General features: G+C 62.3%; 24 protein-coding genes, 1 tRNA gene and 1 pseudogene. 15 read left to right on the forward strand and 11 right to left on the reverse strand.

Annotation, left to right across the window (positions count from 1 at the left end; all coding sequences use genetic code 11):
- Positions 1-164 precede the first annotated feature (164 nt).
- The 3 genes from rsfS to Y703_RS0106415 all read left to right on the forward strand — a co-directional run bounded on the left by rsfS (position 165) and on the right by Y703_RS0106415 (position 1426).
- Positions 165-566: a ribosome silencing factor gene (gene rsfS, locus Y703_RS0106405; RefSeq protein WP_026552045.1), complete on the forward strand. Its 402-nt coding sequence runs from the start codon at positions 165-167 to the stop codon at positions 564-566.
- Positions 563-1243, forward strand: coding sequence for a histidine phosphatase family protein (locus Y703_RS0106410; RefSeq protein WP_026552046.1), 681 nt, complete (start codon positions 563-565; stop codon positions 1241-1243). The genes rsfS and Y703_RS0106410 overlap by 4 nt, the downstream gene beginning before the upstream one ends.
- 107 nt (positions 1244-1350) lie before the next feature.
- Positions 1351-1426: transfer RNA gene (locus Y703_RS0106415), tRNA-Ala, on the forward strand.
- A gap of 708 nt (positions 1427-2134) precedes the next feature.
- Here Y703_RS0106415 and Y703_RS22935 read toward each other — a convergent pair.
- The 4 genes from Y703_RS22935 to Y703_RS21970 form a co-directional block, all read right to left on the reverse strand.
- Positions 2135-2311 (reverse strand): DUF805 domain-containing protein, encoded by a 177-nt coding sequence (locus Y703_RS22935; RefSeq protein WP_253907956.1) that lies wholly within the window; start codon positions 2309-2311, stop codon positions 2135-2137.
- A gap of 44 nt (positions 2312-2355) precedes the next feature.
- Entirely contained in the window at positions 2356-2619 is a 264-nt protein-coding gene (locus Y703_RS22940) for a DUF805 domain-containing protein (protein WP_253907957.1), read from the reverse strand.
- Between the two features lie 56 nt (positions 2620-2675).
- The gene (locus Y703_RS0106430) at positions 2676-3698 is read right to left on the reverse strand and encodes a DUF808 domain-containing protein (RefSeq protein WP_026552048.1); all 1023 of its coding nucleotides are present in this window, start codon (positions 3696-3698) and stop codon (positions 2676-2678) included.
- Between the two features lie 486 nt (positions 3699-4184).
- Positions 4185-4481, reverse strand: coding sequence for a hypothetical protein (locus tag Y703_RS21970; RefSeq protein ID WP_155849427.1), 297 nt, complete (start codon positions 4479-4481; stop codon positions 4185-4187).
- A 180-nt stretch (positions 4482-4661) separates the two neighbouring features.
- Between Y703_RS21970 and Y703_RS0106440 the strand changes: the two genes are divergently transcribed.
- Positions 4662-5195 (forward strand): hypothetical protein, encoded by a 534-nt coding sequence (locus Y703_RS0106440; protein ID WP_026552050.1) that lies wholly within the window; start codon positions 4662-4664, stop codon positions 5193-5195.
- A gap of 19 nt (positions 5196-5214) precedes the next feature.
- On the opposite strand, the gene Y703_RS22945 is transcribed toward Y703_RS0106440, so the two are convergent.
- On the reverse strand, positions 5215-7035 hold the full coding sequence (locus tag Y703_RS22945; RefSeq protein WP_051427357.1) for a S8 family peptidase: 1821 nt from the start codon (positions 7033-7035) through the stop codon (positions 5215-5217).
- 144 nt (positions 7036-7179) lie between these two features.
- A complete protein-coding gene (locus tag Y703_RS0106450) occupies positions 7180-8157 on the reverse strand; it encodes a LacI family DNA-binding transcriptional regulator (RefSeq protein WP_216698870.1) in 978 nt (325 codons plus the stop codon).
- 325 nt (positions 8158-8482) lie between these two features.
- Between Y703_RS0106450 and Y703_RS0106455 the strand changes: the two genes are divergently transcribed.
- The 10 genes and pseudogenes from Y703_RS0106455 (at position 8483) to Y703_RS18380 (ending at position 18248) form a co-directional block, all read left to right on the forward strand.
- Complete coding sequence (locus Y703_RS0106455; protein WP_026552052.1) at positions 8483-9754, forward strand: M20 family metallo-hydrolase; 1272 nt, start codon at positions 8483-8485, stop codon at positions 9752-9754.
- 48 nt (positions 9755-9802) lie between these two features.
- Positions 9803-10559, forward strand: a pseudogene (locus Y703_RS18370) (DUF5058 family protein).
- 31 nt (positions 10560-10590) lie between these two features.
- Positions 10591-11322: a hypothetical protein gene (locus Y703_RS0106465; RefSeq protein ID WP_026552053.1), complete on the forward strand. Its 732-nt coding sequence runs from the start codon at positions 10591-10593 to the stop codon at positions 11320-11322.
- 38 nt (positions 11323-11360) lie between these two features.
- Complete coding sequence (locus Y703_RS0106470) at positions 11361-12590, forward strand: amidohydrolase (RefSeq protein ID WP_026552054.1); 1230 nt, start codon at positions 11361-11363, stop codon at positions 12588-12590.
- Positions 12587-14068 (forward strand): amidase, encoded by a 1482-nt coding sequence (locus Y703_RS18375; protein WP_051427358.1) that lies wholly within the window; start codon positions 12587-12589, stop codon positions 14066-14068. The genes Y703_RS0106470 and Y703_RS18375 overlap by 4 nt, the downstream gene beginning before the upstream one ends.
- Before the next feature lie 51 nt (positions 14069-14119).
- On the forward strand, positions 14120-15466 hold the full coding sequence (locus Y703_RS0106480; RefSeq protein ID WP_051427359.1) for a sensor histidine kinase: 1347 nt from the start codon (positions 14120-14122) through the stop codon (positions 15464-15466).
- 16 nt (positions 15467-15482) lie between these two features.
- Positions 15483-16172: a response regulator transcription factor gene (locus Y703_RS0106485; RefSeq protein ID WP_026552056.1), complete on the forward strand. Its 690-nt coding sequence runs from the start codon at positions 15483-15485 to the stop codon at positions 16170-16172.
- Between the two features lie 81 nt (positions 16173-16253).
- Entirely contained in the window at positions 16254-17135 is an 882-nt protein-coding gene (locus tag Y703_RS0106490; protein WP_026552057.1) for an ABC transporter ATP-binding protein, read from the forward strand.
- The gene (locus Y703_RS22950) at positions 17132-17401 is read left to right on the forward strand and encodes a hypothetical protein (protein ID WP_051427360.1); all 270 of its coding nucleotides are present in this window, start codon (positions 17132-17134) and stop codon (positions 17399-17401) included. Before Y703_RS0106490 ends, Y703_RS22950 begins: the two co-directional genes overlap by 4 nt.
- Positions 17402-17456: 55 nt before the next feature.
- Entirely contained in the window at positions 17457-18248 is a 792-nt protein-coding gene (locus Y703_RS18380) for an ABC transporter permease (protein WP_051427361.1), read from the forward strand.
- 12 nt (positions 18249-18260) lie between these two features.
- Here Y703_RS18380 and Y703_RS20755 read toward each other — a convergent pair whose 3' ends face one another.
- The 4 genes from Y703_RS20755 to Y703_RS0106515 all read right to left on the reverse strand — a co-directional run bounded on the left by Y703_RS20755 (position 18261) and on the right by Y703_RS0106515 (position 20811).
- Positions 18261-18932 carry a hypothetical protein gene (locus tag Y703_RS20755; RefSeq protein WP_026552058.1) on the reverse strand — a complete coding sequence of 224 codons (672 nt, stop codon included), beginning with the start codon at positions 18930-18932 and terminating at the stop codon, positions 18261-18263.
- Positions 18933-19063: 131 nt separating this feature from the next.
- On the reverse strand, positions 19064-19363 hold the full coding sequence (locus tag Y703_RS18390) for a VOC family protein (RefSeq protein ID WP_051427362.1): 300 nt from the start codon (positions 19361-19363) through the stop codon (positions 19064-19066).
- A gap of 82 nt (positions 19364-19445) precedes the next feature.
- Complete coding sequence (locus Y703_RS0106510) at positions 19446-20369, reverse strand: 5'-3' exonuclease (protein WP_035764098.1); 924 nt, start codon at positions 20367-20369, stop codon at positions 19446-19448.
- A 58-nt stretch (positions 20370-20427) separates the two neighbouring features.
- Positions 20428-20811, reverse strand: coding sequence for a hypothetical protein (locus tag Y703_RS0106515; RefSeq protein ID WP_155849428.1), 384 nt, complete (start codon positions 20809-20811; stop codon positions 20428-20430).
- Positions 20812-20900: 89 nt separating this feature from the next.
- Here Y703_RS0106515 and Y703_RS21975 point away from each other — a divergent pair, with 89 nt between their 5' ends.
- On the forward strand, positions 20901-21074 hold the full coding sequence (locus tag Y703_RS21975) for a hypothetical protein (protein WP_155849429.1): 174 nt from the start codon (positions 20901-20903) through the stop codon (positions 21072-21074).
- A gap of 2 nt (positions 21075-21076) precedes the next feature.
- Here the strand turns inward: Y703_RS21975 and Y703_RS20760 are convergent, their stop codons facing one another.
- Positions 21077-22657 carry a GGDEF domain-containing protein gene (locus Y703_RS20760; protein ID WP_026552061.1) on the reverse strand — a complete coding sequence of 527 codons (1581 nt, stop codon included), beginning with the start codon at positions 22655-22657 and terminating at the stop codon, positions 21077-21079.
- Positions 22658-22699 lie beyond the last annotated feature (42 nt).

The following is a 22699-nucleotide window of genomic DNA, read 5'->3' on the forward strand; positions in this document are numbered from 1 at the left end:
GGAGCCGCTCGATGCGATGACGGCGGGGCTGGCGCGAGTCAAGCGCCTGCAATTTTTGCAATATTCGATTGTCAGTCTGGGCGCCCTGGCGCTGATCACCGGAATCATGATGATTGCTGGTGTATTCAATTGAACATGATGGCTGACCACACACAAGGAGATAAGTGAGCGCTAACGAAACGTCCATCGCGATTGCCCGAGCGGCTGCACATGCAGCATCGGAGAAAATCGGTCAGGACATTGTGGCTATCGACGTCAGCGAACGGCTGGCCATAACCGATGTATTCCTGGTTGCTTCGGCATCCAGCGAACGGCAGGTCAATTCGATCGTGGACGGCATTGAGGAAGAGCTGTCCAAACAGGGGCTGAAGCCTGTGCGTCGCGAGGGACGCAGTGAAGGCCGGTGGGTTCTCCTGGATTACCTCGATGTGGTGATTCACGTCCAGCACGAAGAAGACCGCGTCTTCTACGCCCTGGAGCGGCTCTGGGGAGATTGCCCGGTCATTGACCTGCAGCTCGACGCTACGCCGGCGGCCCCAGCTGACGCGGCTTCAGCTGCCGAGTGAGGTTCGTCGCCGCCGAACGAGGTGGCGCACGGAGGATCATCTTCTGGCGGCATGGGCGCACTGATTGGAACGCGCGTGGCCTTTTCCAGGGCCAGGAAGATATCCCGCTCGATGAACTGGGACGGCAGCAGGCTCGTGAGGCTGCCGCCGAGCTGGCTCATCTGGCGCCGGCACGCGTGGTGTCCTCTGACCTGGCTCGGGCCGCCGATACCGCGGCTGAGCTGGCGTCCCTGACCGGTCTGACAGTCAAGCTGGATTCTCGGATCCGTGAAACGTATGCGGGGCACTGGCAGGGCTTGGCTTTCGCAGACATCGCCTCCCGGTTCCCTCTTGATCAGGCGGCCTGGCACGGTGGCGACCCGCAGGTCCTTGCTGGTGGGGGAGAGAGTCGAGTCGACGTTGGCCGTCGGATGGCTGAGGCTACGCTGGAAGCCGTCGCCACCCTTGGGGCTGGTGAGACACTGGTGGTGGCCAGCCACGGCGGCTCCATTCGTGCCGGGCTGGCCGTGCTGATGGGGTTGCCCCCTGAGCTGTGGTCATCCCTGTCCGGTGTCTCGAACTGCCACTGGTCCGTTCTGGAGGAGTTGGATCGCGGTCTCAACGATCGGCAAATGTGGCAATTGACTGAGCACAATGTGGGTCTGTCGTCGATGCCGTCCACCCCGCTGGAGGGCTAGCCACCGCCGGAAACCGGCAGGGATCCGGCCGATTTTGCAGGGGGCGGATTTTTGACTAAACTAAATAAGTTGCTCCGGCCAGTTCGGTGGGGTGGCACCAAGGAATTGGGGCTATGGCGCAGCTGGTAGCGCACCTGCATGGCATGCAGGGGGTCAGGGGTTCGAATCCCCTTAGCTCCACCAAAGATCCGCTGGAACAAAGGCTTGTAGCCCGGTTCTAGCGGATTTCTTTTTGCCCGAGGAGGCCCTTCCCCCGCTTTCCGCCCCCGTTATAAGGATGTAAACACGGGGCAACGCGGGAAGTCACATGGTGGTTTTCCGTTTATCCGCCCGATACCACGACACTGCGAATACTCTCATCGGCAACATAGACACTCGGCTTCCGTGAGCCCTGGGGGAAGGTTCGGAAAGGTTGCACTGGAATACCTTCAGCTGTTCCTGATCGCCGTCGCCCTGCTACGTCAGCCAGTCACGCCACCTTCACGACGACACCATTCATGAGGAAACCGGAGTCGGAAGTTCAGCGCCGAGGACGGTGATCGCAGCATGTCTGCAGCAGTCGGGGGAGCGGGGCGATCGTTGAGCACCAGCCGTGTTCCGGCGAGGTCAGGGTGGCGCTTCTCGAAAAACCGAATGACCCGCCGGATCCGCTTCTCTGGCACCCGACAGTAGCGGGAGATCTGTTCAGTGGTCATCCCACGCAGGTACATGAGCTTCCACTTCGCCACGGAAGTACAAGGACCAGCTGTAGTCCGCTCAAGCCGATCTGCACACGGCCATCGTGACCAGAATCGAAAAAACCTGCCACCGGAACCGCCGGCTCGGGAGACTGACGCCTGTCGAATTTGAGATACTAAACACCGGCCGCTCCATCGGCGGATTTTCTGTCGCCTAGTTTTCCGGCCGGGGATGCGGCTGGTCGAATCGTTGACCTTCAGGGTTGGGTCCAGGGAGCATCAGGAAGATCAAGACCGGAGGGCCGGCTACGGGCACCCAAATGACCAGCAGAAGCCACCCGCTCTCGTTCGCATCATGGAGCCGCCTGATGGTCAGAGCGATGCTGGGCACAATAGTGGCCGCTATCCAGAGGCCAAACAGTATGTAGCCGGTTGCTATTGCTGGCCAGCAGTGACCTCGCCGGTCGAGGGGGAGATACCTCCGCCAGCGGTCATCAGGAGATGCAACCCACTAATCACCGCAACCGATACAAGCACCCACCACCAGTACTCGCTCCGGCTGGCCCGGCCCGAGGTCGTGGCGTATTTTCCGAAGAAGCGCTGCACGGCCGCCTTCGGGGAAGCACCGTAGTGCGGAGCCCAGTCCCGTGGTTTTGTGGCGGTGGATAGGCCGGTTGGTGGGTCGGGGTGTGCACTCATTCGTTCCCCCCGGAGGTGCTTTCTTGAGCCCGAGCCTCGGGCGGTCGTAGCCGTCCCTAGGAGGCAGTCTCGGAATTGCGTTTGGCCGGGCGATGTCCGGCGATTGCGGCGCGGATATCACCCTCTTCGTGCCCACCCTCTTTCTTGCCGAACGGCAACACCTTGAGCAGTGGGTGCAGCACAGCCATCACAAGGAGACCCCAGACGAGTCCCAGGACTGTCGAGCATAGGGTGTTCACGAGCCAGGCCAGGAAACCGCCAACCACTGCGATCCCGACGAACGGCGCCTCGAGGAGGTGGACCAGGTCATAAGGCGCGTGCCAGCCAAGGTCATACACACCCTGCAGCATGATGTGCCCACCAACCCACAGCATGGCGATTGTACCGATGAAGGTGATGGCAGCCAGCACAGAGGGCATCCCTTTGACGAGTAGCTCGCCGAAGCGCTTGGAGGTTGCGGAGTCTTTGGTTGTCAGGTGCAGGCCAATGTCGTCCATCTTGACAATCAGAGCGACGGCACCGTACACAATCACAGTGATTGCAATCGCCACGAGGATCAGGATGATTGCCCTCACCCAGATCGATTCATCAGCCACCTCGTTCATCGAAATGACCATGATCTCGCAGGACAGGATGAAGTCGGTGGTGATGGCACCTTTGGTAACTTTGGCCTCGGCCTCGGGCCCCCGGTCCACAGCCGGTGCCTTTTCCACGTCGTGATGCCCGCGGAGCTTGTGCCAGACCTTCTCGGCACCCTCATAGCAAAGGTAGGTGCCGCCCAGCATGAGGATGAACGGAATAATCCACGGGATGAAGGCGCTGATGAGCAGCAACGCTGGCAAAATTATCAGCAGCTTGTTCCGGAGCGAGCCCCAGAAGATTCGCTTGATCATCGGCAGTTCGCGGGACGGGTCCGCCCCAGACATGTACTGCGGGGTGACGGCGGCGTCGTCGATCACCACGCCTGCCGCTTTGGCGCCCGCCTTGGCGGCACCGGCAGCAACATCGTCCACCGAGGCGGCCGCAATGCGGGCGAGGGCGGCGACGTCGTCCAGCAGGGCGACGAGACCGCCGCTCACAGAGCAAGTCCGAACCGTTTAAGGGCGGACGACCGGGCGCGAAGGCCTCGGGTGAGGCGAGTGATCAGCATGCTTCAAGTATATGGTCCCGGGCGGGCATTCGACGGGGATGGCGACGCCCACTGGGCTCCCGGTTCAGGCGACCGCCCAGGCAACCTGGTTACGCCCGAGGTTCTTCGCCTGGTACAGGGCTGTACCCGCGGGGCCAAGAAGCATTGATACACTGTCGCCAGGCTCAGACAACGCAGCCCCGACCGAACACGTGGCGTTCAAGTCCAGGGCTGCTGCCCGGAGACGTTCAAGAATGCCGGCGGCCTCGGTCGCTGAACAACCGGGTGATAGACCCAAACTCGTCGCCCCCGATTCTCCCCAGAGTGTCACCGGATCGCAGTACTGCCTGCAAAGCGACCTCGAGTTCCTCTATCAGCCGGCCTCCTGCCGCGTGGTTCTGAAGATCGTTCACGCTCTTGAAATGATCGACGTCGATCAGCCCGCAGCCAGCATCCACGATAGAACCGCCAGCGGGGTCCGGCGCCGTAGCTTGTAAACGGATAGACCGATCACGATGAGAAGAGCACCTAGTCCGACTAGGAGGCGATCATTTAATGTGCTCGGGTGGGGGAAGGCCAGGACAAGAAGCATCGCCACGCCGCCCACCAGATAGAACAGGGCCATGGCGGTGACAGCAACCTCCCGCGAGTAGGGGAAGGGCCGTGTTCGGCGCAGCCAGTTTAGGAAGCTCGCGAAACCAGTCGGAGGGTTGGTGCGTGTGGGTGCGGACATTGCTGAGACCTTGCTGTTCAGTAGCCCGACTGTCGGAGGACCGCGCAGAGCAGCAAGGGGGCTTATGGCCAACCTACAGCAGGTGGACTCGTTGGATTCATCCGATGCCGGGGATGCGGCTACTTCTTTCTGGAAGAGTCATTGATAAACCGTTATGTATACCCTGGCTATGCTCGTTCCATGGGGGATATTGAACGTGCCGCGCTGGGAAAGTGGGAGCGGATCGGTTATCTGGCCCAATTTGGCGCTGTCATACCGACGCAGATCGTTTCGCAGGTGTTGGAAAGTGCGGGGTTCGGATGGTGGGAAGGAATTGGTTTAGCTCTGCTGATCTGTCTGGCTCTCGGCTATCTGGTGTCGCGGCCGCTAATAGCGGAGCGTTCACAGCGTGTCGCTCTGGACCTTAGCCGCGGCATTTTCGACTGCGCCATCCGGTACCCAAACTCGCACCCTGGATCTCTCTGCGATCGGTGGAATTCCGGTGTAGCCAAAGCCGAAGCCAATGAGTTACTTTTCCAACCGCAGCTTATTCAAGGTGATCCGAATCCGACGTCAATGGCTGTCCCGAGGGATCTCGGCATCTTGAGCACTGGGCAGGTGATTGACCAGGAGGGGAAGCGTCCAGCGGAAGTCGTTTCCGGCTGGAAATTCTTGAAGTACACACACAACAGGGCGCAATGCAGATCGCAGCAACTCAAGCAGCACTTGACCTAGTCGTGGCCCAGGCAGCTGCCTAGTAGTCGTGGGAGAACCGGTACATGAAGGCGGCCATCGCGTCGCGGTTCACCGGGGCGAGGGCACGGTAGGTTTTCGTGTTCTTGGGTCCGGCCCAGCCGGTGCTGATCCCGGTGGATGCCAGCCACGCCATCTCCTGGTAAAACTTTTGGCTCGTGGATACATCGGCAAACGGCGATCTTGCCGGCGGAGTGAACGTGGGACTGCCCGCCATTCGATACATGAAGGCGGCCATCGCGTCGCGGTTCACTGAGGTGAGAGGGCGGTAGGTTTTCGTGTTCTTGGGGCCGGCCCAGCCAGTGCTGATTCCACTGGCCGCCATCCACGACATTTCCCGATGGAAAAGCATAGTCGCCGGAACGTCACTGAATGGTTGAGGGTCGTCGTCGGGCAGAGCAGGCGCCACGGCTTTCACCGCTGCGGCAGCGTCAACCAGCCCGGTTCCGCAACCCCCGGTGTAACACACCCCAGGGAACGGGCGGGCGGTCGCCTTGAGCTGAGTCTCGACCTGTGCCGGGGTGAGCGACGGATCAGCTGACAACATCAGGGCCGCGGCACCCGACACGTGTGGCGCCGCCATGGAAGTTCCCTGCATATAGCCGTAGTCTTCCGCACCCGGCAGGTACCTGCCGCCGTTCAGAGTGGAGAGAATGGCACCGGAGCGTCCAGTGGAAGCGTCGCCTCCGGGAGCGCTCACGTCGACCTCCGGACCGTAGTTCGAGTAATTCGCCTTACTACCTTCACGTCCGGTGGCTCCGACCACGACGACGTTTTTACAGTTCGCCGGTGAGGTGGACTGTGCGGGCGAATTGTCGTTCCCCGCGGCTACCACGACGACGGCGTTTCGGCTGTTCGCGTAGTCGATTGAGGCCTGGAATGTTGGTCCACAGGATCCGTCGCCGCCAAGGCTAAGGTTGATGACCCTCGCCGGGGTGGGGTTTGGCGGGAGGCCTGGCACGCTGCCGCCTGCTGCCCAGAGGGTGGCGGCAGCGACGTCACTGGTGTACCCGCCGCAGGCTCCCAACGCGCGGATCGCCTGAACCGTGGCGTTGAATGCAACCCCGGCAATTCCCTTGGAGTTGTTGGCAAGTGCGCCGATCGTCCCAGCCACATGGGTTCCGTGCCAGGAGGACGGATCGGAATTGCACCAGTCGCCCTCATCTGCCGGGTCCGGATCGCGTCCATCATTGTCACCGGCGATCTCCGGATTGGAGATGAAGTCATAGCCGGGAACAACGTTCCCCGCCAGATCGCTGTGTGCGGTGATTCCACTGTCGATGACCGCAACTGTGATGCCCTGCCCGGTGGACCACTGCCACGCCGTGTCAACGCGCATCCCGCCAGCGGGTTCGAAGAGGCTCCACTGGGCCCCATACAGCGAATCGTTCGGGACGATGGCTGTGGGTCGCATGAACACATCGACTTCGGCGTACTCAACATCAGCGCGGGATTCCAAAGCGGCGACGACGTCGTCGGACTGCTCCTCGGTCAGGTCAGCTGCCGCTTGCAGCACTGTTGCACCGTCCACTGTGGCGCCGACCTCCGTCACCGGGATTCCGAGGCTGCGCTCGGTGTTTTGATACGCCTTGCCCCGCTCTGCTGCGCTGCTGCGGGCTCGGTCGGTGAACTTCACGATAAAGCGCTCGGCTGGCTGATCGGCGGAGCCAGTCTCGGCTACCAGCACGTCTCCAGCTACCACCGGCTCGACGGGCTGCGGTCCTGCAAGAGCCGGCAACGCTGTCAGTGACCCGATGAGCAGAGCTGCAACAGTTGCTGAGGCAATGGTTCGCGTGACCCGGGGGCGGGGGATGAATGTCACTGGAATTCCCTTGAGACGGAGTCAGGTTGCCGCAGGCAGGAACGCCCGTTGACCACTCCGACAGTACTGGCTGCATCCGCACCGTTGGTGCGGGGAAAGATTTTGGCATCCCCCAAGCGGCACTATACAGCTGATCCAGGTGCCCTACTCCCATCCCTCCACCGTCGTCGCACGGGGGATCAACACCGGTTTCAGGAGCACCGATTCGGCCTCTTCACCGTTGATCCGCCGTTGGAGAGCTTCGAAACTCAGCCGACCCATCTCGGTGAGCGCCGACCGGACCGATGTCAAGGGCACAGGGAGGTTGGCGGCAAGGTCGACGTCGTTGTAGCCGACTATCGCGACGTCCTCGCGGAGTCGCTTGCCCGCCGCGCGGATCGCGCCCATGGCGCCGACTGCCGTGAGGTCGTCGACGGCGAAGATCGCCGAGGGTGGGATGGACAGATTCATGAGTTGGTCTCCTGCGATCCGGCCTGCTCGCGCACCGAAGCCGGAGTTCACTACGTAGTGGTCCTCGACCGGATAGCCGGCCGCGTCGAAGGCGGCGCGGAAGCCCTGGCTGCGCTGCAGGCCGGTGCTGGCCAACAGATCACCGGCAATCACTCCCACGCGTCTGTGCCCCAACGAGAGAAGGTGCTCGGCGGCAAGCCGTCCGCCGAGCTGATCGTCAGTGGTCACCGACAAATGACCCTCGAGTTTGCGCATCACCAATACATAGGGGACGCCGCGCTGCTGCAACTCGAAAGCAGCAGTGTCACCGATGTGGGAATCGCCAATGATCACCCCATCCAACCGGCGCGACAGCAACGCATCAAGCCGGGCACGGCGTCGCAGCGGATCATCGAGGGTATTCGAAACGACTGTCGTGTAGCCGGCGGTGCCCGCCGCGGCATCGATGCTTTCGTAGATGGTGGCAAGGACGAGGTCTGTCAGCCGAGGGACCAGAACGCCGATGAGTCGTGAGTTGCCCGTCCGCAGGGCTGCCGCCCCCACATCCCGGTGATAGCCGAGCATGGTGGCCAGTTCGCGGACGCGCCGCACAGTTTCCGTCCCCACCCCCACGGGATCCTCGCTGAGCGCCCGCGACACGGTTGAGACATGCACCTGGGCGTGCCGGGCCACGGTGGCGAGTGTGACTGGCTTTTGCCGTTCCCAGTCCAAGCGTTCAGCGATAGCGCTGCATCCTTCCCATTAGAAGCTCCGTCCTCCAGCCAATCGCTTGAACCCAAGCTTTAGCGCAGTCTATGGCCGCTACCCCCTTCGAGCGCAATGGTTTGCGTAAATATGGGTGGACTAGAAGTTAATTCACCCGAAACCTTGACGAAACGCGGCATCAGTAGTGTGATGTACACCATATTCAAGCAACCGTTATTACCTTGTCCACGAACGCAAACGATTGCGTGATGTGGCTTTAGCGCCAGTGCTAGGACCCTAATGGAAGGCCACCGTGCTTACCCCAAGCCAGACAACCGAAGCAGCCGAGCGGCTGGGATCCGGCATCGGCGAGATCTCCGACTACCGCGAAGCGTCGCGCCCCGGGTGGACGCGCGATGTGTTCAGCGAGGCGTACCGGGAGTCCCGGCAGTGGACCCTGCAGCGCATGAGCGATGCCGGGTTGGAGGTGCACACCGACGACGCAGGGAACATCGTTGGACGCCTCCCCGGGATGAACCCCAATGCGCCAGCGCTCGTCACCGGTTCCCATACGGACACGGTCGACGGGGGCGGCCGCTTCGATGGGATCGTCGGCGTGCTCGGCGGTATCGAAGCCGGACGGCAGCTCCGGGAGAGCGGCACCTCCCTCGGCCGCGATCTGCTGGTGGTCGACTTCTTCGGGGAAGAATCCAACCCCTACGGGCTGAGTTGCCTCGGCAGCCGCGCCGCCGCCGGGGAGCTCAGCACCGGGGACCTGGACCGGGCCGACTACCGCGGGGTCAGCCTGGGGGAGAGCTACTCACGCTTCGGTCTCGACCCCGCCGCCACTCTCGGCTCGCACTGGGCCCGCAGCATTCCGCTGCATGCGTTCCTCGAGCTCCACATTGAGCAGGGCCCCACCCTCGAACAGCGTGAACTGCCTCTCGGCATCGTCACCGGCATCGCAGGCATCCAGCGGCTCCTTGCTGTCTTCACCGGATCACCGGACCACGCAGGTACCCGTCCCATGACCGACCGTGCTGACGCTATGGTTGCTGCCGCTGAGGCGGTCCTCGCCGTCCGACGGGAAGGCTGCGGTGCGCCCAACCACGGCGTCGCCACCACTACGCGACTCGAATCCGAGTCCAGGTCACCCAACGTGGTGCCCTCGCTGGTGAGGATGACCAGTGAAGTCCGCAGCGTCGACGCCGACTGGCTCTCGGGAGCAAAGGGCCGGCTCGCCGAGGAGATCCGGGATCAGGCACGCCAGCACGGCGTCGACGTGGACTTCACCTGGTCAACCGACAACGAGGTGGTGCAGACGCACACCGGCGTCCACGACACCGCTGCGCGGGTTGCCGACACGCTTGGCATCCCGTGGATGCCGATCCCGAGCGGCGCCACTCACGACGCCGTCCACATGGCAACGCTCGCGCCGATGGGGATGATCTTCATCCCCTCCAAAGCCGGGAAAAGCCACTGTCCGGAGGAATGGACAGACTTCACCGATGTCGCCACCGGCGTCACCGCCCTCACCCAGACCCTCATCGCACTCGATCACACAGAACTCCCGCGCCATGTCTAAAGCCGACCCATATTCAATGACCAGTCACTCATTCCCCCTGGAGCAGCTATGAAAACCGCAGTCATGCCCGGAGGATCCACCGACATCCTCGCTATCGCCAACATTCCCATCCTGTGGGTCCTGGCCATCGGCGTTTTCGGAGCGATCATCCTTCAATCAGTGATCTACATGCGTGCAGCCCAAAAAGCGGGACCCTCCGCGGGTATCTCGCAGGCTGAACTGAAGACGTCCTTCCGGGCCGGCGCAGTAGCGGCTATCGGCCCGTCGCTAGCGGTGGTCCTCGTCAGCGTTGCACTGCTGACCCTGTTCGGCACGCCGGCGGTGCTGGTGCGGATCGGCCTGGTCGGTTCTGCGGCAACCGAGTCGGCGTCGGCCTCCCTCGCCGCAGCCACGATGGATGCCACCCTGGGTGGTCCCGACTACACGCAGGCGGTGTTCGTCGTCGCGTTCATGGCGATGAGCATGTCGGGCGCGATGTGGATGATCGCCACCCTCGCCCTCACCCCCTTGCTCAAGCGCGGAGACTCCAAACTTCGCCACGTCAACCCGGCGCTGATGGCAATCGTTCCGGCCGCAGCACTAATCGGTGCCTTCGCCTAGCCTGGGCATCGCCGAGCTAGGAAAAACCCCTGTACATATCATCACCGTGATCGTCTCTGCCCTGGTGATGGGCGTCTGCCTCTTCGTCGCCAAGGCACTCTCTGCCGCTTGGCTCCGGGAGTGGGGCCTCGGCATTGCCATCCTGGTGGGCCTCGCGGTCGCCTACTTCGCCCACACCGCCGGCCTCGCTCCCGCAGCGGCCTGAGCAGCATCCCTCACCCGAAAGGATTCATGCCATGACCTTCACAGCCACTGCTGAACAGACCGCCGTCGTCGACCAGTTTGATCGCACTACCTCCCGCTGGGGACGCATCACCATGATCATCGCGCTGGTATTCTCCCTCTCCGCCCCCATTTACCTAGTTCTCTTCACCGATCTGGGCATCACTTCAGGGATGATCTGGACGGCTTTCTTCGCCGTCGCGGCCGCCTTCTTTGTGCTCTGGTTCGTCGAACCCATCACCTATTACCCGGTACTCGGTCCGGCAGCCATGTATCAGGCGTTCATGATCGGCAATATCGCCAACAAGCTGCTTCCCTCCGCTCTGGTGGCCCAGGCCGCCGTGGGGGCAAAAGCGGGAACCAAGCGCGGCGAGTTCTCAGCGCTGATGGCTATCTGTGGAGCCGCTATGGTCCACGTGTTCTCGATGGTCCTCTTCGTGGGGGTGCTCGGCACCTGGCTGGTGAGCATCATTCCCACCGATATCGTCGACGTGGCCCGCCTGTACATCTTCCCCAGCATTATCGGTGCCGTTTTAGTGCAGCTCGTTGTCACCATGAAGCAGCCCCGGGTGACGATCATCGCCGTTGTGGTCGCCGTCGTCGTCCTTTTTGTCCTGGTGCCAGCGGTGCCAACCCTCGCCAAGCCGGCCACCGGCATTGTGGTGCTGCTGACCGCTGTGCTTGCCTGGTTCCTGCGGTCCAAGAGCTCCAACGCCCCCGCACCCCAGGAACACCCCGGAATCTGATCCGCCGTCTTCACCATCACCTTAACGATAGGAATCCCATGACTACCGAGACCACCTCGCTCGAGCTGTCCGCAGATCACCGCACCGCAATGCACGAGCTGTACCGGCACTTGCACGCCAACCCTGAACTGTCCATGCAGGAAACCAAGACCGCTGACTTCATCCTGCGGGAGCTTACCGATCTCGGGATCGAGGCGTACCTCTGCGGCGGGACCGGCGTCGTCGGCGTGCTGCGCAACGGGGAGGGCCCAGTGGTCGGCTTCCGCGCCGATACTGATGGCCTCCCCATGCAGGAGGACACCGGGTTGGAGTTCGCCAGCCAGGCACGGGGCACGCTCGCCGACGGCACCGACGTACCAGTGATGCACGGCTGCGGTCACGACACCCACATCACTGCCGCCCTCACCGCCGCCCGGCTGCTCAGTGAAGGCACCGAAACCTGGGCTGGCACAGTGGTCTTCATCTTCCAGCCGGGAGAGGAAACGGCAGCAGGAGCCAAGGCGATGATCGAGGACGGCATCTGGGACAAGGCTCCCAGGCCTGAAGTAATTTATGGCCAGCATGTGTGGCCCGGGCGTGCGGGTACGGTGAACATCAGCCGTGGGACGGCGATGGCCATGGCTGACTCCTGGAAAATCACTGTGCAGGGACTACAGGCGCACGGCTCCCAGCCGGACCAGTCGATCGATCCCATTGTGCTCGGCGCCCATATGGTGGTGCGAATCCAGACGATTGTGTCCCGTGAGGTACACCCGATGAAATCGGCGGTCGTCACCATCGGTACATTCCATGCGGGTTTGAAAGAGAACATCATCCCCGATACCGCCGAGTTCTCAGTCAACGTTCGCACGTTCGACCCCGAGGTGCGTGAGCGGGTGCTCGATTCCCTCCGCCGCATCATCAAAGCGGAGGCAGACGCATCCGGAGCCCCTGCCGCGTTGATCGAGGAGATCTCCAGTTTTCCCCAGTGCTATAACGATCCCGACACTACCGATGCCTTGATCAGGGAGTTCCAGCTGACGCTCGGAAAGGACTCAGTCAACGAGGTGCCGCCAGTCATGGGGAGCGAGGACTTCGGCCTCTTTGCGACGGCCATTGGTGTTCCTTCCGTGTACTGGATGTTCGGCGCCTACAGTCAGGAACGGCTCGACGCCGAGACGCCCCTTCCGGGCAACCACTCGCCAGGTTTTGCACCGGACATGGAACCAACCCTCACCACGGGTGTTCGCGCAGCCATGACCTCCATCCTGTCGAAAGTTGCGCGATGACCGGCGGTCTCATGGACCTGTCGGCGACTGCACTGACCGCTGCGATCCGGCGGCGTGAGGTTTCGGCCCGCGAGGCACTTGATGAGCATTTAGCCCGGATTGATGCGGTGAATGGAGCAATCAACGCGGTGGTGACCCAGGACCGGGAGGGCGCACAGCAGCTGGCAGCCGATGCCGACATGCTGACGTCGTCGGGTGCTGACCTGCCGCCGTTGCACGGCCTACCGATGGCGCACAAGGACACGAATAACACCAAGGGGCTGCGTACCACCCAGGGGTCGGTCATTTTCAAGGACCACGTGCCGACCTTTGACGACCTGGTGATTGATCGGCTCAAGACTGCCGGAGTGGTGACGACGGGTAAAACCAATGTGCCCGAGTTCGCTGCCGGGTCCCACACCTTCAACGAGGTCTTCGGCACCACCACCAACCCCTACGACACCACGGTGAGCGCCGGCGGAAGCAGCGGGGGAGCGGCGGCGGCGATTGCCTCCCGGATCCAGCCGCTCAGCGACGGCAGCGACATGGGCGGGTCCCTCCGCATACCGGCGTCGTTCTGCAACATCGTTGGCTTCAGGCCGTCGGCCGGAGTGCTGCCCATGGCACCCACCCGCAACGCCTGGGCCTGGCTAGGGCGGACGGGAGTGATGGCGCGCGATGTCGAAGACGTGGCGTTGGGCATGAGCGCCGTGGCCGGAGCGCATCCGGCGGTGCCGTACCCGTTTCCGCTTGGTACCAAACGGTTCAGCGACCCGCTGCAGCGGGATCTCACTGGGCTACGGATTGCCTGGTCACCCGATTTTGGGCTGGGCGTTCCGGTGGAGAAAGAAATACTCCGTGTGCTTGAGTCCCAGCTGCAGGTCTTCGTGGATCTGGGCGCGGTGATCGAGGAGGCGGCACCGGACCTGCGTGACGCCGATCAGGTCTTCGATACCACCCGGGCATTCGATTTCCTCCTTGCCTACGGCACATTGCTTGAGAAGCACGGTGACGTGATCAAACCCGAAGTGCAGTGGAACGTGACACAGGGCAAAGCGCTGACCGGCCGCAACCTGGTTGACGCTGCACTGGCCAGAACCCGGCTGGCCGGTAAAGTCGATGACTTCTTCGAAAGGTTCGACGTCTTCGCCAGCCCCACGGCGCAGGTGCTGCCCTTCGACGCGTCGCTGCGCTACCCCACCTCGGTGGAGGGGGTCGAGTTTGAGACCTACCTCGACTGGATGCGCTCCGCCTGCCTCATCTCCGCGACCGGGATCCCAGCCGTTTCGGTGCCGGCCGGATTCAGCTCGGGCGGTCTGCCGGTGGGACTGCAACTGTCCATGGCGCACGGCATGGACGTTGACCTGTTGCAGGTAGCCTACGGCTTTGAGCAGGCCACGGGATACGCGAACCGCGCCCCCCGACTCGATCCGGGGGTGGGGCCTCATCCGATCGGCCTAGGTCATGCGGGGGAGCCGGACCGCGGGCCCGCTGACTAAACTGGCTCCCATGATGGATTCAGTGTGCGCTGCTCCCCGAAGGTTGGACCGGTGAGCCTCATCGCTCGACTGAGATTTCACACGGTCGACGCCGACGACAACAACTGGGAGCGCCCCGCCCCGACCGGGGATGAACTACGCAGGGACGTCAGCGGTGTCGGAGTTTTCCTGCTGGTCAGTGCCTTGGCCCTGGAACTATCCCGGGGTTTCGGGATGGTGGCCGCTGACGATCACCCGGTCTGGGTTCAACACGCGGTGTTGGCACTGTTGATTCTCCCGCTGGTCCTGCGCCGGAGGTTCCCGGTGGCGGTCATGGCGGTGATGTCAGCCCTGTTCATTGGTCTCAGCCTGTTCTCGCCGCTTGTCTCCCTCCAGCTGTCCTACCAGGTCGCGTATTTCGCCTCCCTCTACTCGGCGGTTGCGTGGGCACGGGACAGGCGAATGCTGTGGCTCGGAACCACAGTTGTGGTGGCGGCAATGACCCTCTGGCTGATCCTGGCTTTGACGGTGGCCAACACCTACGACGGCATTCTGGCCCAGGCCGAGGACAACGTGGATTTCTCCGGCGGAATCCTTGACCCGTTGGCGTCAGTGGCGATCTACAACTTCCTGGTGAACTTCGCGTACTTCGGCGGCGCTATCCTCGCCGGTATGAACTCCTGGCGTAACGCGCTGCAACGGACCCAGTTGGCTGAGCAGTCCGAGCAGATCGCTCACCAGGCGGATGAGTTAGCCCGGCGCGCCGTAGTCGAGGAACGCCTCCGCATTGCCCGCGAACTGCACGACGTCGTCGCGCACCATGTCTCTGTGATCGGGGTGCAGGCGGGTGCTGCCCGACGGGTGATCGAGAAGAGACCCGATGTTGCTGTCGAATCGCTGCGCACAATTGAGCAGGCCAGCCGCCAAGCGGTGACCGACATGCGCAATCTCCTGGGTGTGCTCCGCTCCGAGAGCAGCGACCCCGGTGACCTGGAGGGGGGCCGCCGGCGGCCTGAGCCTGGGCTCGACGATCTTGAGGAACTGACGCGCCAGCACAGGGAACTTGGCCTCGCAGTGAGCGTCGGTCGGGTGGAAGATGTGCCCGGCGCTTTGGCCGAGATTTCAGCGCCGCTGGCTTTGTCACTCTTCCGGACGGCCCAGGAATCGCTGACCAATGTTCGGCGGCACTCGACTGCTGGATCCGCAGTCATGACCCTGCGCACGGGGCTTGCTGGCGAGCAACGCTGGGTGGAGCTTGAGACAGTGGACAATGGGATGCCGCGCCCCACCCCGGAGTCCGGCTCAGGGTTTGGTCTGCGGGGTATCCGCGAGCGTGTTGCGCTGCACCGGGGAACCGCCGAGATCGGCCCACGCTCCGAGGGCGGCTGGCGTGTGCGCGCCCGATTCCTGCTTCACTAATTCTGAAGGGTACCTGATGGATTCCATCCGCGTTCTGCTTGCCGACGACCAGGCGTTGGTCCGCGCGGGCTTTGCCACAATGCTTTCCATTGAGGACGATATAGAAGTGGTCGGCCAGGTCACCAACGGCCAGGAGGCTGTGAGTTTCGCCAACCAGCACGACGTCGATGTCATTCTCATGGACGTCCAGATGCCGGTCATGGACGGCATTCTGGCGACCGAACTGATTGCCGGCGCCCGGCGAGGGAAAGTCATCATCCTCACCACTTTTGAGCGCGAAGACTATCTCTTTGACGCGATCCGCAGCGGCGCCAGTGGTTTCCTCCTGAAGAACGCTGACCCGGATGACCTGATCGCCGCGGTCCATGCGGTCGCGGGAGGGTATGCGTTGTTGGCCCCCGAAGTCACTGTCCGCGTGATCGAGCGCTTCGCGAAGTCTTTGGATGCTGAAGGGAAAGCGACTCAGGGAGTTCAACCGAGCGGCGAGCTGCGTAAGCGCCTTGAGTCCCTCACGCAGCGGGAGAAGGAGGTCCTCACCAGTATGGCCACCGGGCTGAGCAACGCTGAGCTCGCCACCAAGTTTTTCCTCGCCGAGGCAACTGTCAAGTCGCATGTGTCATCCCTTCTGGCGAAGGTCCAGGTGCGGGACAGGGTGCAGGCAGTGGTGTTCGCCTACGAGAGCGGACTCGTCAGTCCGGGGGAGTAGAAGGTTCAGCCTTTTGACTCATCCGCAGCGCGGCAACTCTGCCTAGGCTTGACGCCAGGAAGACATACAGGAGGCAACAAAATGCTGCAGGTCCAGAATCTCACCCGGCGGTTTGGTGAGAACACCGCCGTCGACAACGTGAGCTTCACTATCCCGGCTGGGAAGATGACCGGGTTCGTCGGCGCAAACGGTGCCGGGAAGACCACCACCATGCGCATGATCATGGGTGTGCTCACCTCGCACGGCGGTGAGGTATTGGTGAACGGGCGGCCCATCACAGCCAATGACCGGTCAACCTTCGGATACATGCCGGAGGAACGCGGCCTGTACCCCAAGCAGCCGATCCTTGACCAGCTGGTCTACCTCGGTCAGCTACACCGAATGACGCCCAACGATGCACGGTCGCGGGCGCAGGACCTGTTGGAGCGTTTCCAACTCGGTGGCCGCGGGAAGGACAAGCTCGAATCCCTCTCCCTCGGAAATCAGCAGCGCGTCCAGATCGCTGCTTCGCTGCTCCACCGGCCATCTGTTCTCATTCTCGACGAGCCATTTTCAGGCCTGGACCCAGTGGCCGTCGACTCAATGGTTGAACTCCTGCGCGACCGGACGGCTGAGGGTGTTCCAGTGCTCTTCTCCAGTCACCAACTCGACCTGGTAGACCGCTTGTGTGACAACCTTGTAGTCCTTCAGGAGGGTCGCCTCGTGGCGTCCGGATCTGGCGACGAACTGAGGTCACGGGCGCCCCGCCGTCACCGGTTGTCAGTGGCTCCCGACGCTGGGTGGGTTCGAGAGGAAACCGGGGTGCGGGTTATTGACGTTGCAGGGCAGGACGCAGTGGTGGAACTTGACGACGACGCCGCCGCGCAGCGCCTGCTTGCCACAACGATGAAACGCGGCAGTGTTCATGAATTCAGCCGGATCCGGCCCAGCCTGAGCGAAATCTACCGAGAGGTATCCCAGTGAGCACTGAAACGCCCATCAAGGACAGAGACGGAAGTGCGCTGTCGCCGGCACCAGCCCTACCGGAGCGCGGGACCCAGCCACCGTGGCTGATCGTGACCCTGCGGGAGGTCATGATCAAGGCCAAGGACCGCAGCTATGCCATCAGTACGATCATCACTCTGGTACTCATTGTTGCCGGAGTGGTGTTCAACGCCTTCATGATGAACCGGGGCGATGATTTTACGGTGGCTGTGCAGTCCGATACTGCCGCAGCTGCAAGGTTCTGACGGTTCGTGGGAGCTTACAGGAAAGAGTGAGGTCCCCGCCGGTATCAGCGCTCAGGTGGGTGAGTCGTTGAACGCCTACGTGCTGGAGCAGAATGCGGCCGCCGCTGGAACGACGGCTGATCAGCTGTTGTCCGGAGCCGACCTGGAGCAGTCGCTGCTGGAGGGCAGCGAGGAGAATCAGCTGCTCGCCACCATTGCCGGGTTTGTCTTCAGCTTCCTGTTCTATATGGCGTCGATCATCTTCGGTATGGCAATTGCCAACTCGGTAGTCGAGGAGAAGCAGAACCGCGTGGTGGAGATCCTGGCCACCGCAATACCTATCCGCCAACTCCTCTATGGGAAGGTGCTGGGAAACACGATCCTGGCGATGGTTCAGCTGGCGCTCTACGGCGGCGCCGCATTACTTGCCCTCAACCTCACGGGGACCGCTGACCTGGTGGGCAGCATCATCCCGGCCTCCGGCTGGTTCCTCGTTTTCTTCCTCTTCGGGTTCCTGATCCTCGCCGCAATCTGGGCTGTCCTCGGCTCTTTGGCGAGCAGGCCTGAGGATCTGAGCCACAACTCCACCCCCGTGATGGCCCTGATCTTCGCGGCACTCTTTGTCGGTTTGTTTGCCTCAGGTCAGCTTCTGGTGGTTGCTTCCTATGTCCCAGTGGTGTCATCGGTTGCGATGCCTATCAGGGTGTTGAATTCGCCCGTGGCATTGTGGGAGCCGCTGCTGTCCCTGGTGATCGCTTTGGCGGCCGCGGTCGCGCTGCTGCACCTTGGCGAGAAGATCTACCGTCGGGCAGTCATGCAGGGCGGGGGAGCGCTGAGCCTCCGCAAAGCGATCAAACTCGAGCAGTAGGCGCACGGTAGGTCACCAGGTGGAAACGACCTCAATCTGCGCGAACCGTTTGGCGGCTTCCGTCTCGTCAGGGGTCAGCCCAGCAATGGGGACAGCCAGGATGCCGTAGTCGCCAGGTGCAAGATCTGGTGGAAGGCTAATCTGGAACGTGTAGTTGCCGTTGGCGTCCGCTGCGACAGATGGGTACCCGATCAGCGACGAATCGGTCTGGGCAGGGCCAAAACTCACCTGGATCTCTGTACCCGGCGCATAACCGGATCCGACGATGTTCCAGGAAGTTCCGACGTGGCGGACCACACGGATCCCGTCCCAGGTGGAGACCAGTTCCAGGTCGTCGTAGGTGCCAGACAGTCCTGGAATCGGGGGCTCTGAGGTTTCAGTGATTGGCGCCTCCGTCGGCTCAGCCACGTTGGTCTCCTCCACAGCCGGTTCCGCGGCTGGCTCTTCAGAGACTTCAGAGACTTCAGGGCTCGGTTCTGGGCTGGCGGTAACCGGCTCGTCGGCGGCCTCAGCAGGCGATGGCGAGTCCTCAGGGGTTGAGGCCGGGCTGGGGGACGATGTTGGGGAGGGCGAGGTGGTCGACTCTGTATCTGTTACGTCCGCCGCGGGCTCGGCGTTGGAGACGCAGCCGGTGAGAAGGAGGGCAGAGATGGACAGGGCAAGAAGGGGCGAGGACTTCTTCACAGGCTGTGCTTTCGTAAGGGGTCAGTAGATAGGTTGGACACTACCAATGCGGTGCAGTAACTGACAGCACAACTTGGTTACGTGAGCTAACCGTTATAGGAGCGCTTGGCCTTCGAGACCAGCGACCTCACTCAACGCACAGGCACAACGGGTGACCCGCCGAGACCGAGCACCACCTCCTCGCCGTCGTCGAGATTTTCAACCATCAAATCGAAGTGCATCTGCTGCGGATTGACCGGGCCAGGCCAGCTTGGCGGCCGGTAGTCCGCTACCTGCTGGAAGGAAATGCAATTACTGCTGTCGTCCGGCCGGATATCGGCCCAATCGGCGTCAGCTTCCACCTTCCAACCGAGCAGTTCTCCGTAGAAGGTGGCGAATGACTCTGGGTCAGGACAGTCGATGACAACACTGGGAAAGCGTGCAATAGTCATGCCGGAAGCCTACTGCCGTCGTTCACCATAGAGAAGGGATCTGGCAATTACTGAGGTGGATTGCGCTAGTGGTCCCGGACCCTCAGCCGGTGGTTGTCCCGTTTCCCAGGGCCTTCAGTGCCCGCCCAGTGGACCCACCGAGGTTCCACTCCGAGGTGAACTGATCGATCCGCGCCAGCTGCTCTGCGCTGAGGGGCTGGAGGGTGGCTTCGAACTCACCGAGGTGAAGGTCACTGACCACATTGACCACTGTGGGGGCGACCGCCAGGTAATCGGCTGCTTTGGTGATCCGGGCTCGCATCGAGGCAGACATCGACGAGGCTGAGTCCTTCGCAGCCGCGATAACACCGTCCAGGTCAACAAATTCCTGCAGCAGGCTGGCGGCAGTCTTGTCCCCGATCCCAGGGACTCCCGGTAGCCCATCAGAGCTGTCCCCTCGCAGAGCAGCGAAATCAGCATACTGGCCGGGTAGAACGCTGTACTTGCTGACCACCGTCGCGTCAGTGAGAACCTCGAGTCGGCTCATGCCACGAGCGGTGTAAATCACCCGAACGTCCCGGTCGTCGTTGATCAGCTGAAACAGGTCGCGATCGCCAGTCACTATGTCGACGGCGGAATCCGCCTGGGCCGCAAGGCTGCCAATGACGTCGTCGGCCTCATGCTGGGCGGCTCCGATCACCGTGATGCCGAAGGCGGCCAGCGCCTCACGAATCATCGGTACCTGGGCAACCAGGCCCGGGGGCACCTCTTCGACGTCGACTCCGCCATCGATCGCCTTGACCATCCGATGCGCTTTATAACTCGGGATGAGGTTGACTCGCCAGGCCGGTCGCCAGTCGTCGTCCCAGCAAGCGATCAGGTGCGTGGGCTGATAATCGGTCACCAGGCGCGCGATCATATCGAGCAGGCCACGCACGGCATTCACTGGTGTGCCGTCGGGAGCCCTGAGGGAATCAGGCAGCCCGTAGAACGCCCGGAAGTACAGTGAAGCGGTGTCGAGGAGCATCAGTCGGTTGGCCACCCCGTGATCCTCTCATGAGCGGACTATACGAGGCGCACTTCCGTTAGGCCTCGTCGGTCTTCGGGTCCTCAGCGGACCGGTTCTTCCCGCCCCCGGAGGAGTAGCGGCGCATCATTCGCCGTGCGGGTCCTGCCCAGGACAAAAGCAGGAGGAGAGTAAAGAAGTTATTCATCACTCCGCCCAGCAGGTTGCCGGGTAATACCTGGGTCAGGAGAAGGAAAATCATCCCGGCTCCCAGAACCGTTTTGACTATCCGTAGGGCCCTGTTATTGACGGCAAATGGCCACGGATGCAGGTCGACGGCGGGAGCGTCGTCGCGATTTGTCCTTGCCACCTGTGAGCCACCCCTTTCGTCAGCATTAAGGATACCCTGCCAGTCGAGGCTGCGTCCCGGCGTCATGCCTTGTTGACGCCGGTCATTACGCACTTTATTAGCGTATTCTCACGAGTGGCTATTGCCGGAATTGTTGGTCTCATGCAGAAGGAACTCGAATCGTATGGCAGCACATTCCGCCCGTGTCAGGCTACGTGTCGGGTTCGCGCAGGCGGTGGTGCCCGAAGAAGTCGGTCACCTGTGTGGGCTCCGACTGGACCAAAAGCCTGCGCAAGGGCCAGACGGCGACTATCGGTCTGCAGGTGAATGCGGCGAAGCCGCCGGTCAAGCCGGCCGTCACGGTGACGGCCAACTAGTCTCAGGCTGGCGCGGAGTCCACGTGGAAGCTGTTGCCTTCGGCGCCTGGATTGGCTGGGGTGCCGGACTCGTCTCTGATGGCGGTTCGGCGCAACGCGAGCCAGAACAGATCTGCCGCGGCCGAACGCTCAGCTTTGACAATCGAGTCAGCACGAAGCGTGTCAGCCCAGTGCTGCACCAAGTCGTGATGGAACACGAATTCCTCGAGGGCGTTGCGCTCGGGCAGGACCAGGCCAGCCGTTTGCTGGCCCTGCGGCAGTTGATGTATTGCAGCGATAATCGATTCAAGGGTGCGTCGCACCGTTTCCGGGCCGCGGGACTGTTCAGGTATCCTTCCCAGATCTTTTGCTGACGCAATCTCGGTGCGAAGGTGTTGGGTGTACTGGGCCCATGCGCGCGCGTGGTCGGGGTGGACCGCCATCGTGCCGAGAGCACCGGCCGCGAGGGACGTGTCAAAGATGACGTATCCACCACGGCCGTTGTGCTTGGCTGAATACATGGCCTGATCTGCTTCGTGAAGCAGCACTTCCCGGTGGCTGCCGGGCGAGCTGACTGAGATACCAATGCTGACGCGGATTTCCAGCTCCACCCCGAGTAGGTGAACCGGCGGACTCACTGCTTTCAGGATGCGCTCGGCCATTGCTGGTGCCTCGTCAAGAGCCGTTCCGGGCAGCAGCAGGGTGAACTCATCGCCCCCATTGCGTGCCGCGGTGTCGCCACCCCTGATACACGATTCAAGGCGGCGCGCCAGTTCAATGAGGAGCGTATCCCCGGCAGCATGACCGTAGGAATCATTGACAGGTTTGAAGCCGTCAATATCGACAGCAATAACCATCACTGGCGCTTTGCTGCGCTGGCTGAGGCTGAGCGCCTGCGTCAGTCGGTCATGCAGAAGGGTGCGATTGGCCAGGCCCGTGAGGGGATCGTGGAGGGCCTGGGTTGCGAGGCGATCATGAAGGATGATTTCTTCTCGTCTCGCCCGCTCATGAATTGTCCAATGCACAATGCTGGTGGCGCACATCACCAGGAAGAGGGCGCTGTGAATGAGTGACCACTTGATTGGGTGATCCAGCGCATCCTCGTGGTTGTAGACATGCGCTGGGGCAAGCACGCCGAACAGCGCATGGTGTCCCAACACCAACAGCGAAGCCGTCGCTAGCGGGGCCCAGTCCTCATACAGTGCAACGACCGGAACCAGAACAAAGAACAGAAAGTGCGCCTCGATTGTCCCGCTGATGTGGACGATCATCGCCGCGATCGCCATGAGCGCGGCCGAACTCAGGGAAGAGCTGAACCGCCGACCGAATGGCGCTTTCCACGCAACCAGGACCATAGCAGCGGGAATCGCGCCCTGCACCAGGGCCTCCACCAGCGGAGTCTGCTGAAAAAGTGAGAAGCCAGTGACTGCTCCCGCGGAAACTAGCGCGAAGAGCAGGATCAGCCGGTGGCGGAAATTCCAGGCGGGGTCGGGAAGCCGTGCACCACGGGGAAAAGCACTGAGCGCAGGTCCAATCCGCTGAAGAACCACGTCGATGCCCCCGAACTCGTCCAACGGCGCCCAGCGCGCCCACGCCACGATCATTGTGGCACACCCACGGTAGCGCCTTTTCGGCAACTGTATGTA

Source organism: Arthrobacter sp. H20 (assembly GCF_000520515.1).
Lineage (GTDB): Bacteria > Actinomycetota > Actinomycetes > Actinomycetales > Micrococcaceae > Arthrobacter_D.

Bases quoted from the DNA above. Each gene is read 5' to 3' on its own strand.
- Y703_RS22940 (WP_253907957.1), bottom strand. From the start codon at position 2,619: ATGAGTGCACACCCCGACCCACCAACCGGCCTATCCACCGCCACAAAA.
- Y703_RS21970 (WP_155849427.1), bottom strand. From the start codon at position 4,481: ATGTCCGCACCCACACGCACCAACCCTCCGACTGGTTTCGCGAGCTTC.
- Y703_RS0106440 (WP_026552050.1), top strand. From the start codon at position 4,662: ATGGGGGATATTGAACGTGCCGCGCTGGGAAAGTGGGAGCGGATCGGT.
- Y703_RS0106465 (WP_026552053.1), top strand. From the start codon at position 10,591: ATGACCTTCACAGCCACTGCTGAACAGACCGCCGTCGTCGACCAGTTT.
- Y703_RS0106470 (WP_026552054.1), top strand. From the start codon at position 11,361: ATGACTACCGAGACCACCTCGCTCGAGCTGTCCGCAGATCACCGCACC.
- Y703_RS18375 (WP_051427358.1), top strand. From the start codon at position 12,587: ATGACCGGCGGTCTCATGGACCTGTCGGCGACTGCACTGACCGCTGCG.
- Y703_RS0106485 (WP_026552056.1), top strand. From the start codon at position 15,483: ATGGATTCCATCCGCGTTCTGCTTGCCGACGACCAGGCGTTGGTCCGC.
- Y703_RS0106490 (WP_026552057.1), top strand. From the start codon at position 16,254: ATGCTGCAGGTCCAGAATCTCACCCGGCGGTTTGGTGAGAACACCGCC.
- Y703_RS18390 (WP_051427362.1), bottom strand. From the start codon at position 19,363: ATGACTATTGCACGCTTTCCCAGTGTTGTCATCGACTGTCCTGACCCA.
- Y703_RS0106510 (WP_035764098.1), bottom strand. From the start codon at position 20,369: ATGCTCCTCGACACCGCTTCACTGTACTTCCGGGCGTTCTACGGGCTG.
- Y703_RS20760 (WP_026552061.1), bottom strand. From the start codon at position 22,657: ATGATCGTGGCGTGGGCGCGCTGGGCGCCGTTGGACGAGTTCGGGGGC.